Source organism: Micromonospora sp. ZG13 (genome assembly GCF_059359355.1).
This window is the reverse complement of sequence record NZ_JCADBQ010000022.1, coordinates 52886-67901: the sequence shown is the minus strand read 5'-3', so window position 1 is coordinate 67901 and position 15016 is coordinate 52886. Positions and strand designations below refer to the sequence as shown.

Annotated in this window: 14 protein-coding genes; 11 read left to right on the top strand and 3 right to left on the bottom strand. The window is 73.6% G+C overall.

Annotated features, from left to right (window positions below; genetic code table 11):
* Positions 1-5: 5 nt before the first annotated feature.
* Positions 6-1403, bottom strand: a complete 1398-nt coding sequence (eccD, locus tag AC5L34_RS27975; protein ID WP_363620787.1) for a type VII secretion integral membrane protein EccD — start codon at positions 1401-1403, stop codon at positions 6-8.
* Between the two features lie 167 nt (positions 1404-1570).
* On the opposite strand from eccD, the gene eccCa reads away from it, so the two are divergent.
* The 10 genes from eccCa to AC5L34_RS27925 all read left to right on the top strand — a co-directional run bounded on the left by eccCa (position 1571) and on the right by AC5L34_RS27925 (position 11903).
* Positions 1571-5533 (top strand): type VII secretion protein EccCa, encoded by a 3963-nt coding sequence (gene eccCa, locus AC5L34_RS27970; RefSeq protein WP_441174610.1) that lies wholly within the window; start codon positions 1571-1573, stop codon positions 5531-5533.
* Positions 5534-5630: 97 nt separating this feature from the next.
* Positions 5631-6053: a YbaB/EbfC family nucleoid-associated protein gene (locus AC5L34_RS27965; RefSeq protein WP_250100741.1), complete on the top strand. Its 423-nt coding sequence runs from the start codon at positions 5631-5633 to the stop codon at positions 6051-6053.
* Positions 6054-6070: 17 nt separating this feature from the next.
* Positions 6071-6364: a hypothetical protein gene (locus AC5L34_RS27960; protein WP_101413901.1), complete on the top strand. Its 294-nt coding sequence runs from the start codon at positions 6071-6073 to the stop codon at positions 6362-6364.
* A gap of 31 nt (positions 6365-6395) precedes the next feature.
* Complete coding sequence (locus tag AC5L34_RS27955; RefSeq protein WP_101413902.1) at positions 6396-7124, top strand: hypothetical protein; 729 nt, start codon at positions 6396-6398, stop codon at positions 7122-7124.
* 39 nt (positions 7125-7163) lie between these two features.
* A complete protein-coding gene (locus AC5L34_RS27950; RefSeq protein WP_441174608.1) occupies positions 7164-7412 on the top strand; it encodes a hypothetical protein in 249 nt (82 codons plus the stop codon).
* 171 nt (positions 7413-7583) lie between these two features.
* Positions 7584-7892, top strand: a complete 309-nt coding sequence (locus AC5L34_RS27945; RefSeq protein ID WP_101413904.1) for a WXG100 family type VII secretion target — start codon at positions 7584-7586, stop codon at positions 7890-7892.
* Between the two features lie 28 nt (positions 7893-7920).
* Positions 7921-8199: a WXG100 family type VII secretion target gene (locus tag AC5L34_RS27940; protein ID WP_101413905.1), complete on the top strand. Its 279-nt coding sequence runs from the start codon at positions 7921-7923 to the stop codon at positions 8197-8199.
* 82 nt (positions 8200-8281) lie between these two features.
* Entirely contained in the window at positions 8282-9928 is a 1647-nt protein-coding gene (locus tag AC5L34_RS27935) for a S8 family serine peptidase (protein ID WP_441174606.1), read from the top strand.
* Positions 9929-9961: 33 nt separating this feature from the next.
* Positions 9962-10543: a hypothetical protein gene (locus AC5L34_RS27930; RefSeq protein ID WP_441174605.1), complete on the top strand. Its 582-nt coding sequence runs from the start codon at positions 9962-9964 to the stop codon at positions 10541-10543.
* A gap of 16 nt (positions 10544-10559) precedes the next feature.
* Positions 10560-11903 (top strand): WXG100 family type VII secretion target, encoded by a 1344-nt coding sequence (locus AC5L34_RS27925; protein WP_441174604.1) that lies wholly within the window; start codon positions 10560-10562, stop codon positions 11901-11903.
* 277 nt (positions 11904-12180) lie between these two features.
* Here AC5L34_RS27925 and mycP read toward each other — a convergent pair whose 3' ends face one another.
* Both mycP and AC5L34_RS27915 read right to left on the bottom strand, forming a co-directional pair.
* Positions 12181-13428, bottom strand: coding sequence for a type VII secretion-associated serine protease mycosin (gene mycP, locus AC5L34_RS27920; protein ID WP_441174603.1), 1248 nt, complete (start codon positions 13426-13428; stop codon positions 12181-12183).
* Positions 13429-13591: 163 nt separating this feature from the next.
* Positions 13592-13933 carry a helix-turn-helix transcriptional regulator gene (locus tag AC5L34_RS27915; RefSeq protein ID WP_089002277.1) on the bottom strand — a complete coding sequence of 114 codons (342 nt, stop codon included), beginning with the start codon at positions 13931-13933 and terminating at the stop codon, positions 13592-13594.
* A 223-nt stretch (positions 13934-14156) separates the two neighbouring features.
* On the opposite strand from AC5L34_RS27915, the gene AC5L34_RS27910 reads away from it, so the two are divergent.
* Positions 14157-14903: a carbonic anhydrase gene (locus AC5L34_RS27910; protein ID WP_441174602.1), complete on the top strand. Its 747-nt coding sequence runs from the start codon at positions 14157-14159 to the stop codon at positions 14901-14903.
* Positions 14904-15016: the final 113 nt, after the last annotated feature.

Sequence of the window (15016 nt, the reverse complement as noted above, 5' to 3'; positions counted from 1 at the left end):
GCGGGTCAGGGGCGGAGGTTGACGATCCAGCCGTAGAGGCCGACGACCCAGACGGCCAGCGGGACCAGCGCGATGATCAGCATGATCTCCACGATGTCGAGCAGCCGGCCCCAGACCGGGGAGATCCGCTTGCCGGCCACGGTGAGCCCGTAGATCAGGCTCACCACGGCCGCGAGCACCAGGCCGCCCAGGATCAGGCCGAGGCGTACGGCCGTCGAGCCGTTGCCGAACGTGGCGGCGGCGGTCAGGCCGAGCCCCGCGGTGCCGGCGAACAGGACCGGGGTGCGCTGGGCGCGGCCCAGGAACGGCCGGGCCCGCAGCAGCGACAGCAGGGCCAGCACGAGGCAGAGCAGCACCGCCGGCAGGCTGCCGTGCAGCGCGAGCACCACCTGGGCGCCGAGTACCAGCAGCGACACCGTCCAGAGCAGGCCGGTCAGGAACTCGTCGGCGCGCTCGCTGAGCTGGAGCACCTGCCGGCCGTCCACCGACTCGGTGTCGGTCTTCAGATCGTCGGGCCCGGTCGGGATGGACGGCACCGGCAGCCGGGCCAGCCGGTACGCCGCCATCGGCAACGCCGGCACCGCGCCGAACGCGATCGCGGCGACCACCGCGGCGGCGGCCGGCGCGTCGGTGTCGAAGGCCAGGCTGACCAGCGCGCCGAGGCCGGTGGCGGCGCCGACCGCGACCGCGCCGAAGAAGAGCGGAAGCCGGTCGCCGACGGCCAGCGCGGCCACCGCCGCGCAGACCACCACCGCCGTGGCGGCGAGGAGCACGTGCGGCGCCGCCAGCTCCGTCAGCGGGCGGTCGCCGGCGAGCAGCAGCAGGCCGCCGACCCCCGCGTACGCCAGGCCGACGACGCCCAGCACCGACCCGGTCGCGCTGTCGGCGGCGGCCCGGGACAACACGGCGGCGGTGACCACCAGGGCGACCGCGACCACCAGCGCGGCCAGCGCGCCCGGCAGGTGCGGCGGACCGGTGAACAGCGCCGCCAGCGCGCCGGCGCCGAGCGCCGCGGCGGCGAAGAGCACCGCGAAGGAGCGGGTGGTGCCGACCTGCCAGGCGCCCGGGCGCTGGTTGGTGGCGGTGGCCACGGCGTCGACCACGTCGTCGAAGACGATCTCCGGCGCGGTGGCCGAGCGGGGGTTGAAGTAGAGCACCTCACCGTCGCGGATGCCGAGCTGCGTGGCGGTACGGCCGCCGTCCAGCGGCTGGCCGCCGAGCCGGGCCAGGCTCCAGCCGCCGTGCCGCACCCCCTCGTCGGCCAGGTCCTCACCCGCGTAACGGAGCAGGGTCGGCAGCAGGTCGGCGAGCGGTACGTCCGACGGCAGCGCGAGGTCCATCCGGGTGCGGGGCGCCACGATGGTGATCCGGCTCAGGCCGCCGGTCGCCGTCTTCGTCGCCACAGTGGCCTCCTCGCGCTCTCTACGATCACCCCTGGCCGGCGGCGCCGACGCACGGGTTCCTGACGCCCACGGGAGATTACCTACGATGGCGGGCACGTACGATGCCCACCCGACGACTCCGGTCGCTCGCCGAACTTCATCAGGGCCGCTTCTGGGAGGAGACAGCCGTGAGCACGGTGGTGTTCCGCCGGCTCCCGCGTCAGCCGGGGCCAGCGCTGCCGCGAGGCGAGGTGCTGCTGGAGTCGCCTCCGGAGCTGCCCGAGCCGACCCCGCGCGGGATGGGGCAGCTGCTGATGATCCTGCCGATGGTCTGCGGCGTGGGCGCCATGGCGTTCCTCTACGCCGGCCGGGGCGGCGGCACGATGACCTACATCGCCGGCGGCCTCTTCGGCGTCTCGATGCTGGGCATGGCGATCGGATCGCTCAGCCACGGCAACAACGACAAGGCCGAGCTGAACGCCGACCGGCGCGACTACATGCGCTACCTGGCCCAGATGCGCAAGCGCACCCGGCGCGCCGCCGAGCAGCAGCGGGCGGCCATGGCCTGGCGGCACCCGGAGCCGGACGCGCTCTGGTCGATCGCCGCCTCCCGGCGGCTGTGGGAGCGGCGGATCACCGAGGACGACTTCGGCGAGACCCGGATCGCCACCGGCCCGCAGCGCCTCGCCGTGGAGATCGTCCCGCCGGAGACCAAGCCGGTCGAGGACCTGGAGCCGATGAGCGCCATCGCGCTGCGTCGCTTCGTACGCGCCCACTCGAGCGTGCCGGACCTGCCGACCGCGCTCTCCGTGCGGGCGTTCAGCCGGGTGGTGCTGCGCGGCGACCGGGAGCCGGTGCTCGACCTGACCCGGGCCGCGCTCGGTCAGCTCGCCACCTTCCACGCCCCGGACGACATGGTCGTCGCGATCGTCGCCGCACCGGACCGGCAGCCGTCCTGGGACTGGGTGAAGTGGCTGCCGCACAACCACCACAGCGCCCGGACCGACGCGGCGGGCGCCCGCCGGATGGTCTTCGCGAGCCTCGCCGAGGCGGAGGAGGCGCTCGCCGGTGAGCTGGCCGGCCGGCCCCGCTTCGCCCCCGAGGCGAAGCCGCTGACCACCGCTCCGCACCTGGTCGTGGTTGTCGACGGCGGCGAGGTCTCGGCGGCGTGCCAGCTCATGGGGCCGGGGCTGCTCGGCGCGACCGTGATCGACCTGTCCGGCACCGTGCCCCGCGACGCCGGCCGTTGGCTGCTCTGCCTCGACGTCGGCGACGGCAGCGCCCTCGAACTCGTCCGGGGCACCTCCTCGTCGCGGCTCGGCCGGCCGGACCGGCTCACCGAGGCCGCCGCCGAGGGACTGGCCCGGCAGATCGCCCCCTTCCGGCTGTCACAGCAGCAGACCACGTCGGAGGAGCCGCTGGCCAAGAGCATGGAGCTGCCGGACCTGCTCGGCGTCGGCGACGCCGCCGCCGTCGACGTGCAGCAGACCTGGCGCCCGCGCAGCCACCGCGACCGGCTGCGAATCCCGCTCGGCGTCGGGCCGGACGGCAACGTGGTCGAGCTGGACTTCAAGGAGTCCGCGCACGAGGGCATGGGCCCGCACGGCCTGATCATCGGCGCGACCGGTTCCGGCAAGAGCGAGCTGCTGCGTACGATCGTCGGCGCGCTGGCCGTGACGCACTCCTCCGAGGAACTCAACTTCGTCTTGGTCGACTTCAAGGGCGGCGCCACCTTCGCCTCGCTGGACGCGCTGCCGCACACCAGCGCGGTGATCACCAACCTGGCGGACGAGCTGCCGCTGGTCGACCGCATGAAGGACGCGCTGGCCGGCGAGATGACCCGCCGCCAGGAGGTGCTGCGGGCCGCCGGCAACTACGTCTCGCGCTACGACTACGAGAAGGCCCGGGCCGCCGGCGAGCCGCTGGACCCGATGCCCAGCCTGCTCATCATCTGCGACGAGTTCAGCGAGCTGCTCGCCGCGAAGCCCGACTTCATCGACCTCTTCGTGATGATCGGCCGGCTGGGGCGGTCGCTCGGCGTGCACCTGCTGCTGGCCAGCCAGCGGCTGGAGGAGGGCAAGCTGCGCGGCCTGGACACCCACCTGTCGTACCGGATCGGTCTGCGCACCTTCTCGGCGGTGGAGAGCCGGATCGTGCTCGGCGTGCCGGACGCGTACGAGCTGCCCAACGCCCCCGGCCACGGCTACCTGAAGACCGACACCAGCACCATGCTGCGGTTCCGGGCCGCGTACGTGTCCGGGCCGTACCGCGCCCCGGGGCAGGCCGCCGCCTCGTCGCGGGCGCTGGTGCAGCGCCGGATCGTGCGGTACGGGGTGGACTTCGTACCCGTGCAGAACCCGACCCTGCCGGTGCCGGACGCGCCCGAGCCGGAGCAGCCCGCCGACGGCAAGGTCGTGGCGATGCTGGACGTGCTCATCGACCGGCTCAAGGGGCGGGGCCGCCCGGCGCACCAGGTCTGGCTGCCGCCGCTGGCGGAGCCGCCGGGCCTCGGCGAGCTGCTGCCGCCGCTGAGCGTCGATGCGAGGTTCGGCCTCTGCACCGCCTCCTGGGGTGGTCGCGGGCGGCTGGCCGCCCCGGTGGGCATCGTGGACCGGCCGTACGAGCAGCGCCGTGACCCGATGCTCGTGGACCTGGCCGGCGCCGGCGGCAACGTGGTGATCGTCGGTGCCTCGCTCAGCGGCAAGAGCACGATGCTGCGCTCCATGCTCGCGTCGCTGGCGCTCACCCACACCCCGCGCGAGGTGCAGTTCTTCTGCCTCGACTTCGGCGGCGGCGCGCTGCGCAGCCTGGACGGGCTGCCGCACACGGCCGGCGTGGCCGGGCGGCGGGACACCGAGGCCGTACGCCGCACGGTGGCCGAGGTGGTGGCCGTCCTGGACGAGCGGGAGAACCGGTTCGCCCAGCACGGCATCGACTCGGTGGCCAGCTACCGCCGGCGCCGGGCGGCCGGGGAGTTCGCCGACGACCCGTTCGGCGACGTCTTCCTCGTCGTCGACGGCTGGAACACCCTGCGCCAGGAGTACGAGGAGCTGGAGCAGACCATCACCACCCTGGCCAACCGTGGCCTGGGCTTCGGCGTGCACGTGGTGCTGACCGCCGTACGGTGGGCGGAGATCCGCATCAACATGCGGGACCTGCTCGGCACGAAGCTGGAGCTGCGTCTCGGCGACCCCAACGAGTCGGAGATCGACCGGCGGGCGGCGGCGAACGTGCCGACCGGCTCGCCCGGGCGCGGCCTGACCCGCGACAAGCTGCACTTCCTGACCGCCATCTCCCGGATCGACGGCCGGCGCGACATCGACGACCTGACCGAGGCGTCGATCGCCCTGTCCCGGCACGTCGCCGAGGCGTGGAAGGGCCAGCCGGCGCCTAAGGTGCGGCTGCTGCCGCGCCGGCTGCCCCTCGGCGAGCTGGCCCGGGTCGTCGACCGGTCGGCGCCGGGCCTGCCGATCGGCGTCAACGAGTCGGCGTTGGCGCCGGTCTACCTCGACCTCGTCAACGAGCCGCACCTGACGGTCTTCGGCGACGCCGAATGCGGCAAGACCAACCTGCTGCGGCTGATCGCGCGGGGCATCACGGAGCGGTACAGCCCCGCGCAGGCCCGGCTGGTCATCGCCGACTACCGGCGTGGCCTGCTCGGCGCGGTCGAGGGGGACCACCTGCTCGACTACGCGCCGTCGAACCAGGTGTTCGCGCAGGGGCTCGCCTCGATCCGCAGCGCCCTGTCCAACCGGCTGCCCGGCCCGGACGTGACCACCGCGCAGCTGCGCGACCGCAGCTGGTGGAAGGGGCCGGACCTCTACATCCTGGTCGACGACTACGACCTGGTCGCCTCGGGCGGCAGCAACCCGCTCAGCGCCCTGCACGAGCTGCTGCCCCAGGCCCGCGACATCGGCCTGCACCTGATCATCACCCGGCGGGTGGGTGGCGTGGCCCGGGCGCTCTACGAGCCGGTCCTGCAACGCCTGCGGGAACTGGACCAGCCCGGCCTGCTGATGTCCGGCAACCGGGAGGAGGGCGCGGTCTTCGGCACGTTGCGGCCGAGCCCGCAGCCGCCGGGCCGGGGCACGCTGGTGCGCCGACGCGACGGCCAGCAGCTCATCCAGACCGCCTGGGCGGAGCCGTCCTGACGCCCGACCGCCGGGACGGCGCCGTCGGTGGGGCGGTCCGGTGTGACGGCATCCGGTAACCTGCGGCACGAGCGTCGCAGCCGACGAGAGGACCGTTTTGAGCACATCGTGGACGCCCGGCGGCATGGGCGGGGCCGGCCTCGAGGGCATCCTGCGTCAGGCGCAGGAGCAGCAGCGCCGGCTCGCGGACTTCCAGCGGCAGCGCGCCGAGCTGCGGGTCGTCGGGGAGAGCCCCGACGGCATGGTCCAGGTGACCGTCGACGGTGACATGAAGGTCGGCGACATCGAGATCAACGCCCGGGCGATGCGCCTGGACAGCTTCAGCCTGGCCGAGTCGCTCCAGGCCGCCATCGACGCCGCCTACGAGGCGCACGCCGAACGGCAGCGCGAGCTGCTGGAGGAGATGCTCGGCGGCGCCGACCTGGTCCGACGGGCCGAGGCGGGCAAGGTCACCCCGGAGGAGTGGTTCCAGCAGTTCGGGGTGGACCTCAACGACCCGCTGCGCCGGCTGCGCGGCTGACGAGAGGAGAGGGCCCAGTGGCCAACACCGTCGACGTCGACGCCATCCGCAAGGCCGGGCAGAAGCTCGCGGCCGCCGACGGCCCGATGGCCTACCTGCGCAACGCGCAGCGGGCGCTGGAGGGCGTCAAGCTGTCGGGCATGTCCATGACGCTGCTCGGCCTGTCCGCCGTCAGCGCGCACAACGATGCCGTCGACGGCCACCTCGACAATCTGCGCACCGGCGTCGAGCACCTGGAGCGGGCCGCCGCCAACCTCGAACAGAGCGCGCTCAACTGGGAGAAGTCGGACCAGCCCTGGGTGGTCAAGTGACCTCGCGGGCGCGGGACGCAGGGAGGGCTCGATGCCGGAGATCCTGATCGCGAATTCCTCGGGCTCGGTGGTGGGGACGCACAGCGTCGCCGCGCAGACCGCGCCCGTGCGCTCGCTGGCCGGCGCGGCCCGGGCCAACTGGGTGTGGCTCGTCGGCGCCGCGTTCCTGACGGCCGCCATCATCCACCTCGAGACGTTCGACAACGACGAGGTCAACCAGTCCATCAAGGAGTGGGGCGACGCCGCCCGCTTCCTCGGCGGCGACCAGTTCGGCGCGGCGCTGGAGAGCGTGATCCCCTCCAGCGAGGAGTGGAACTTCGAGGACCGGGACGCGTTCGACGCCTTCGTGCAGAAGCTGAACGCCGAGATCGGGGCGCTCGCGGAGGCGCTCAACGCCAACAAGGACGCGTTGACCGCCGTACGCGACCACTTCAACGCCTCGATCGACGCACTGGTCGGCGCGTTGGTGCCGATCCTCATCGCGGTCATCGCGGCCGTCGCCCTCCAGGCGTTCCCGGCGACCGCGCCACTGGCGCAGGCGATCGGGGTCGCCGGCCTCACCGCCACCGCGGCGATCCTCGGGCTCATCTTCACGGACATCGGGGCGCTGTTCTCCACGGTGGCGTCGGCGTTCCGCGGTAACAGCCAGTACAACTTCGTCTCGGACTCGCGGCCGGGCTGGGCGACCGGGAACGCGGACCCCGACATCCAGGACATCCAGATCGACTGGGTGCAGGACCCGGCCTTCTACCGGGCCTGAGCTTCCGACCGGGAGGTGGGCGGCACCGTGTGGCAGAGCATGTTGTTCGTGTACGCGCTGGCGACCATCCCGGCCTTCATCGTCCTGGGTCTGGTCGCGCAGCTCTCCCGCTCGCGGCTGGCCCGCCGGGCGATGGAGATCGTCCTGCTCAGTGGGGTGGCGGCGTTCGGGCTGGCCCTCGGCACCCTCGCCGACGACGCGGTGCAGTGGGTGCTCGTATCGATCCTCGCCTTCCTCTTCGTGGTCGGATTGGTGCTGCACGTCCGCTCGTACTCCCGTTCCGCATAGGCGGGACGGGCCGCTCCGGCATCAGTTGGGCAACCGCTCAGGGCAGGGCTGCGGGGTATGGACACCGTCCGCTACGGTCTTGACTGAGTGTCCGTCGGTGGGGTGATTGCCTTGCGGCGGGGGAGGGACGCGGCGACTGCGCCGCCACAAGATGACGGAAGGGTGTGAAGCATGGCGTTCGAGGTCGAAGCAGCGACTCTGCATACCGCCGCGGGTGACGTGCGCTCCACGCGCAGCGATGTCGACGGCGAGCTGAAGAAGCTGTGGAACGTGGTCGACGACCTGGCCATCGCCTGGAAGGGGCAGGCGTCCACCGGCTTCCAGTCGCTGATGCAGCGCTGGAACGAGGACACGGCCAAGCTGCTGACGGCGATGGACAACATCGCCGACCTGCTCGACAAGTCGGGTACGACGCACCAGGTCAACGACGAAGAGCAGCAGCAGATGCTGGACAAGTTCCACTCTGCACTCAACCCGTGATCCGCCGACACGAGCAGGGGAGGAACAGATGAGCATCAAGGTCGACTACGCGGTCCTCGAGAGCAGCAACCAGCAGATGATGGCCATCTCGAAGACCATCGACGAGAAGCTGGACACGCTGCGTTCGATGCTGTCCAAGCTCCAGTGGGACGGTGAGGACCGTGCCGCGTACGAGCAGCACCAGGCGCAGTGGGACGCCGCCGTCCGGGACATCAACAAGATCCTGAACGACATCGGTGGCGCCGTGGGCATCGCTCGCGAGAACTACGTCAGCACCGAGATGAGCAACGCCAAGGCGTGGAACTGACACAATCGCCGACGCGGCTCCGGTCCGGTTCGACCGGGCCGGAGCCGCGTCGCGTTGTGCGTCGATAGGTCCTGGGAGAATCATGCGTGCGGGCAAGCCTTCGCGATCCAAGCTCCGGCTGGCCGTCGCGGCGTTGACGGTGGTCGTCGGCGCCGGCACCGGTCCACTGGCCGCACCGGCCCCGGCGCGCGCCGACACGGTACGCGGCCTCCAGTGGTACCTCGACGAGCTGAAGATCCCGCAGGCCCACAAGCTCACCAAGGGCAAGGGCGTCACCGTCGCGGTCATCGACACCGGGGTCAACCCCGACCTGCCGGACCTGCGCGGCCAGGTCCTGCCGGGCAAGGGCGTCACGTCCGGCACGGCGGCCGACGGTCGCCGCGACGACGACACCAGGAAGGCCCACGGCTCGGCGATGGCCGGGATCATCGCGTCCCGGGGCGGTGGCGTGATGCGGCACCTGGGCATCGCCCCGGAGGCGAAGATCCTGCCCGTCGCGATGGGCAACTCCTTCGACTCGGCAGACCTCTCGGCGGGTATCCGTTGGGCGGCCGACGCCGGTGCCGACGTCATCAACATGTCCGTCGGGACGGGCACGACCGCGACCCCCGACGAGATCGCCGCCGTCCGCTACGCCCTGGACAAGAACGTGGTGCTGATCGCGTCGGCCGGCAACCGGCTGCAGAACGACCGCGTCGTCACCAGCCCCGCGAACATCCCCGGTGTCGTCGCCGTGACCGGGCTGGCGAAGAACGGCGAGTTCTTCGCGCAGAGCGCCACCGGTCGGGAGGCCGTGCTCGCCGCGCCGATGCAGGAGATCATCTCGCCCCGGTCCACGTCGGTCTCGTCCAACGGTTACGGCATCGGCAGCGGCACGAGCGACGCCGCCGCCATCACGTCCGGCGTGGCGGCGCTGGTCCGCGCGAAGTACCCGGACCTCGACGCGGCCAACGTGGTCAACCGGCTCATCCGCACCGCCCGGGACAAGGGCCCGGACGGCCGCGACAGCCAGTACGGCTTCGGCGCGATCGATCCGCTCGCCGCGCTGACCCGCACCGTGCCGGCGGTGGACGCGCACCCGCTGCTCGCCGGCGCCCCGGACGCCGCGGCCCCGTCCGCCGGCGCGGCCACGCCGCAGCAGGACGACGGGCCGGCGGTGTCGATCAGCATGAAGAAGGACACGGGCGCGCTGGTCCAGGGGGCCCTCTGCCTGCTCGTGCCCGTCGCGCTGCTGGTCCTCGTGATCGTGCTGGTACGCCGGTCCCGTCGAAAGGCAGCCGTCGCCCGGCCCGGCGCGCCCGGCTATCCGCCGCCCGGCGGCGTGCCCGGCTACCCGCCTGCCGGCGGCGCGCCCGGCTACCCGCCGCCCGGCGGAGCGCCCGGCTACCCGCCGCCTGCCGGGCCGCCCGGCTATCCGCCGCCCGGGGCACCGCAGGCCGGTCCGCCCGGCTACCCGCCGCCGCCCGGTCACCCGCAGTCCGGCGGCGCGCCGGGGGGCCCGCACGGCAACCCGCAGTTCGGCACGCCCGGTCATCCGCCGCCCGGCGGCGTACCCACGGGCATGCCCGCACCACCCCAGGCGGGGCCCCCGCCCGGGTACGGCCCGACGCCCACCGGCGGACACCCGTACGGTGCGCCGCCGGCATCCCAGGCCGGTGCCTGGCCGCCGCCCGGCACCGCGCCGACGGCACCCCCACCCCCGCCGGCTCCCGGCGGGCAGCAGCAGTAAGCCACATTGTCAGTCGGCGACGGGGAGGAACCGATGACGGACGACCGGACGAGCCCACAGGTGGACAGGACGGAGCAGCCGGACGAGATCCGGGTGGACACTCCGTACATGCCCATCACCCCGCTGGCACCCACCGTGCACATCAGCGGCATCACGATGGACAACGTCAACCGGGCGCAGACGCCCTCCGGCCTGGTGCCGGGGGCGAGCGAGAGCGGCGACAACACCGAGTGGGACGCGTCCAGCCTGGACAAGGCCATCGAGTGGTTGGAGTCGCACGCCTCGTTTCTCAACAAGCAGTCGTACACGATGGTCGAGATCCAGGACCGGATGGGCGGCGCGGCGGCGTCGGGCGGCATGAACGGCGTCGGCGGCGGGGCGACGAGCCCGCTCGGCGCCTTCGACCGGGCGGGCGACCTGGCCCGCAAGCACGGCAGCCTCTTCACCACCACTCAGCAGAGCGTCCGCAAGCTCGCCGAGGACCTCTACCAGGCCGCCAACGCGCTGCGCGAGGTCAAGGAGAACTACGAGACGGCGGAGAAGGCGAACGCCATGTCCGCCGCCGAGATGGAGCGCGCCTTCAGCCAAGCCGCCACCAACGGATCCAACGGCTGAACGGGAGGGTGACAGGATGCCGAGCTGGGAAGAGATGTGCCAGCAGATCGTCGTCGCGGGCAGGCCGGGCGACGTCACCAGCGCCGCGCTGGGCTGGGAGCAGCTGCTGAAGAACCTGAACTCCGTCAAGGAGAGCCTGGAGACGAACGTCGCCGATCTCGGTGAGGTGTGGAAGGGCCCGGCGTACGAGTCCTTCAAGACCCACATCAAGCAGATCGCCACGGACACGGGCCGGGTCGTCGACGACGCCGAGAAGCACAACGGCATCGTCCAGTCGCTGAAGACCGCCGCCGATAAGCTGAGCGCCGCGCAGGCCGAGTTCCCCATCCCCGCGAGCTGCGTCAACGACGTGCTGGAGGCGCGCAACGGCCGGCTCGTGATCGACACGGGCCTCTTCGAGATGAAGGTCAAGCCCGACTTCCTGGGCCTGCTCGACCCGCTCACCTCGCTCGCGGACTGGATCAACGACAAGTCCGAGGAAGCCGCCAAGGTCTACAACCAGGTCAGCGGCGACTACGTGACCATCGACTCGGGCACGCCCGGGCAGACCACGCCGGGCACCACCCAGTCGCCGGACGTGCAGACCCCGGACCTCGGCGCCGGCCCCGGCGCCGGCAGCACCGGCGGCGTACCCGGCATGGGCGGGATGCCCTCGACCGGTGGCGTGCCGGGCGGCGGCATGCCGTCACTCAGCGGTGCCGGTGTGCCCGAAACCGGGACCACCGGGATCGGCTCCACCGCCCACCCCGGCCTGACCGGCGGCGGCTACACGCCGGGCACCGGCTACACCCCGAGCACCGGGGGCTACCCGCCGAACACCGGCAGCCTCGGCGAGAACTACGGCAGTGGGCTGGCCGGCGCGGGCACCCCGGCCGTCTCGGGCCTCGGCGGGGCCGGTGGCGGCGGCCTGCCCGGCACCTCCGGGCTCGGCGCCGGTGGCGGGCTTGGTTCCGGTGGCGGCGGCCTGGGCGGCGGGGGCGTGATCCCGGGCGGCGGCTCGCTCGGCCGGCCGGTGAGCCCCAACATGGGTCCGATGATGGGCGGCGGCGCGGCCGGCGCCGGACGCAACGGCGGTCGGGGCGGCGGCAAGCTCGGTGCCGGCGGCAAGCTGGGCGCGGGCGGCATGGCGCCGATGATGGGCGGCGGTGCGGCCGGTGGGGCCGGCCGTGGCGGCGGGCGCGCGGGTGCCGCCGGTGCCGGCGTCAAGGGCGCCGGCGCGGGGGCCCGGGGCGTCGGTGGCATGGCCGGTATGGGCGGCGCCGGCTACGGCGACGAGGAGACCGCACGCAACACCTGGCTGGAGGAGGACGAGGACGTCTGGGGCGCCGACGGCGGCGGTACGCCGGGCATCCTGCGCTGACGCTGACGCTGACGCTGACGCTGACGCTGACGCTGACGCTGACGCGCGGAGCGCCGTCCACCGCACGGTGGGCGGCGCTCCGCTCTGTCCGGGTGCCCGTGCGGCGCCCGCCGACAACCGAGGTGCGCCGGAACCTGGGGCGTGGCAGGCGTACGAGTCACGGTATTCATGCGAGGGGACTACACCGCCGGCCGTCGAGGTCCGGCGCGGCCAGTCACGGTTCATGGAACAGACCCGTAGTCCGGGCCCACCCTCGCAGCGGGGTGGGGAAGGGACGTCAGCCGGTCGTGGCGTCCACTCCGGAGGGGCGACGGCCCGGGCGCCAGCCCCGGCGCCGCCCGCGGATCAGGATCGGCTTGACGGACAGCAGCAACCCGGCGACGAGCGCGCCCACGGCGGCGACCCAGACCGCGACGGTGCCCTGCCAGGCGAGCGGATCCTCGGTGGAGGGCGGCGGCGGCATCGCGCCGGCGGGCGGGTCGGTGCGGCTGCCGAGCAGGCTCGCCACCGCCCGGTACGGATTCACCACCCCGTGGCCGACCTCGGCGTTCTTCCCCTCGGGCGGGCTGTCGGCCGTCCGGACCAGCCGGTCGGCGACCTGCTCCGGGCCGAGGTCGGGATGGGCGGCCCGGACCAGCGCGGCCACCCCGGAGACGTACGCGGCGGCGAAGCTGGTGCCGCCCTGCGGCTCGGCCAGGTAGCCCTCGCCCCCGGGGGCCGGACCGAGGATGTTCAGCCCGGGCGCCGCGAGGTCGACGTAGTCCCCGCTCACCGAGCTGCCGACGTGGCCACCCTCCTCGTCCACGCCGGCGACCGCGATCACGCCCGGGTAGGCGGCCGGGTACGCGGGCATGTCCTGCTGGTTCTCCTGGCGGTTGCCAGCGGCGGCGACCACGACCACCCCCTCGTCGAGGGCGTAGCGGACGGCGTCGGCGAGTTCCTTCCGGTCCAGGGTCACCAGCGACAGGTTGATGACGTCGGCGCCGTTCTGCACGGACCACCGGATCGCCGTGGCGATCTGCCCCGGCAGACCTTCGTCGACGGTGGTCCGGGTGTCGGGTAGGACGCGTACCGGAAGGATCCTGGCCTGCGGCGCGATGCCGCTGAACGACGTGCCGGCGGCCTCCTTCCCGGCGATGATGCCGGCGACGATGGTGCCGTGCCCGGCCAGGTCGCAGCGGCCCTGCTGCTGCGGCAGCCCGTTGAAGTCCCGGCCCACCCTGACCTGGCCCTTGAGCGCGGGATGGGTGGCGGAGACGCCGGAGTCGATGACCGCCACCGTGACGCCGGCGCCCCGGGAGATCCGCCAGGCCGACGAGGGTTCGAGTCGCTTCAGCGGCCACGGCGTCTCGGCGGGGGCGGCGACGCCGGGGGGCCCGCAGCGGGGGAGGGCCGCGGAGGCGGGCGACGGAACGACCACGGCGGTGCCGAGCAGGACCGCGGCCGCTCCACGCAGGACCGCGCGGGCACCGCGCCCGGGTCGGCGGGCCCGCTCGGTCCCGCCCGGTCGGAAACTCTCGCGCACGCGGTGAGATTACCGCCGGGGGCCGCAGGCGCGCGCTGCCGCCTCCGGGCACGGCACTGACGTCGGCCTTGCCGGACCGGAGCGTCCCGCATGGGCGGGGGCGGCGCGGGTCGGGAGGGTGGGCGGTCGGGACGGTCGGTGGCGGTCGGGGTGGGCGCCGCCGTCAGGGGCCCTCGGCGGGCTCGACCGGCTCCTGCTCGTCGGTGAAGAGGGCGAGCAGGGCGCCGACCTGCCGGTCCGCTTCGGCGGGGTGCCGGAACCGGCCGGCGGGGTTGAGCGTGTACTCGTTGCGCCGGCCGACCCGGGTGCGGTTGAGGTAACCGCCGGCCTCCAGGTCGGCGACGATCGCCTGGGCGGCCCGTTCGGTGACGCCCACCTCGTCGGCGACATCGCGGAGCCGGGCGGTGGGGTTGCGGGCGATGGCGAGCAGCACGTGCCCGTGGTTGGTGAGGAACGTCCAGTTACGGGTGCTCCCGTTCTCCCCAGTCGTCGCCATGCCCGCCATCGTATGGCCCCTCCCGCGTGCCCGCCGCGCGCCCTCGCGCGCTGGCCGACGCGCGAGCGCGTGAACCGCCGGCCGGCTGGCGTAATGAGCGCGCCGACGAACATATGAAATGGATATCACGCATACCTTGACGTACCTTGCAGTGCGTGTGACCGTGGTGGCAGCCCGCGTCCAGCGTCGGCCCGGGTGACCAGGCCGTTCACGTCAGGGAGCGAGGTGTGGGATGAGTCGTCCCGGATCGCCAGGCAGTCAACCGGGCCCGGAGCGGACGCTTTCGGTGTCGACCACGGGCACCGCCCCGGCCGACGCCGGCACCGCCCCGGTCGTCCCCGGGAGTCCCGAGCAGGCGCTCGCCGAGCTGCACGCGGGCAACCGGCGGTTCGTGACCGGCGCGCCGCGCCACCCCAACCAGGACGCCGGGCACCGCGCCGCGGTCGCCGACGGGCAGCACCCCTTCGCGGTGATCGTCGGCTGCTCCGACTCCCGCCTCGCGGCCGAGATCATCTTCGACCGTGGCCTGGGTGACCTCTTCGTGGTCCGCACCGCCGGGCACACCATCGGCCCCGAGGTGCTGGGCAGCGTCGAGTACGCCGTCACCGTCCTGGGCACGCCCCTGGTGGTGGTGCTCGGGCACGACTCCTGCGGGGCCGTCCAGGCGGCGCGCGCGGCGGACGCCACCGGCACCTCGCCGGTCGGACATCTCTGCGCCGTGGTGGACGCCGTGGTGCCCAGTCTGCGGCGGGCCGCCGCCGAGGGCGTGGAGGACATCGACGGGATCGTCGACATCCACATCGCGCACACCGTCGAGGCGATGCTGGACCGTTCCGCCGTCCTTGCCGCGGAGGTGGCCGCCGGCCGCTGCGGGGTGGTCGGCATGTCGTACCGGCTGACCGCCGGCGAGGTGCGGACGGTGGCCGCCGTGCCCGCCCGTACGGTCGACGCGCCGGAGCCGGCCGCCAGCGCCGCCTGATCCTCCCGCCGACCCGTCCCGACCGGTCGTCGTCGGGCCGCACGACGACACAGGGCCGCTCCCGCGTCCGGCGGGGGCGGCCCTGTGTCGGTCCCGGCTTCGCCGGCCCGTGG

Bases quoted from the DNA above. Each gene is read 5' to 3' on its own strand.
- AC5L34_RS27955 (WP_101413902.1), top strand. From the start codon at position 6,396: ATGCCGGAGATCCTGATCGCGAATTCCTCGGGCTCGGTGGTGGGGACG.
- AC5L34_RS27950 (WP_441174608.1), top strand. From the start codon at position 7,164: ATGTTGTTCGTGTACGCGCTGGCGACCATCCCGGCCTTCATCGTCCTG.
- AC5L34_RS27945 (WP_101413904.1), top strand. From the start codon at position 7,584: ATGGCGTTCGAGGTCGAAGCAGCGACTCTGCATACCGCCGCGGGTGAC.
- AC5L34_RS27940 (WP_101413905.1), top strand. From the start codon at position 7,921: ATGAGCATCAAGGTCGACTACGCGGTCCTCGAGAGCAGCAACCAGCAG.
- AC5L34_RS27935 (WP_441174606.1), top strand. From the start codon at position 8,282: ATGCGTGCGGGCAAGCCTTCGCGATCCAAGCTCCGGCTGGCCGTCGCG.
- AC5L34_RS27930 (WP_441174605.1), top strand. From the start codon at position 9,962: ATGACGGACGACCGGACGAGCCCACAGGTGGACAGGACGGAGCAGCCG.
- AC5L34_RS27925 (WP_441174604.1), top strand. From the start codon at position 10,560: ATGCCGAGCTGGGAAGAGATGTGCCAGCAGATCGTCGTCGCGGGCAGG.
- AC5L34_RS27915 (WP_089002277.1), bottom strand. From the start codon at position 13,933: ATGGCGGGCATGGCGACGACTGGGGAGAACGGGAGCACCCGTAACTGG.
- AC5L34_RS27910 (WP_441174602.1), top strand. From the start codon at position 14,157: ATGAGTCGTCCCGGATCGCCAGGCAGTCAACCGGGCCCGGAGCGGACG.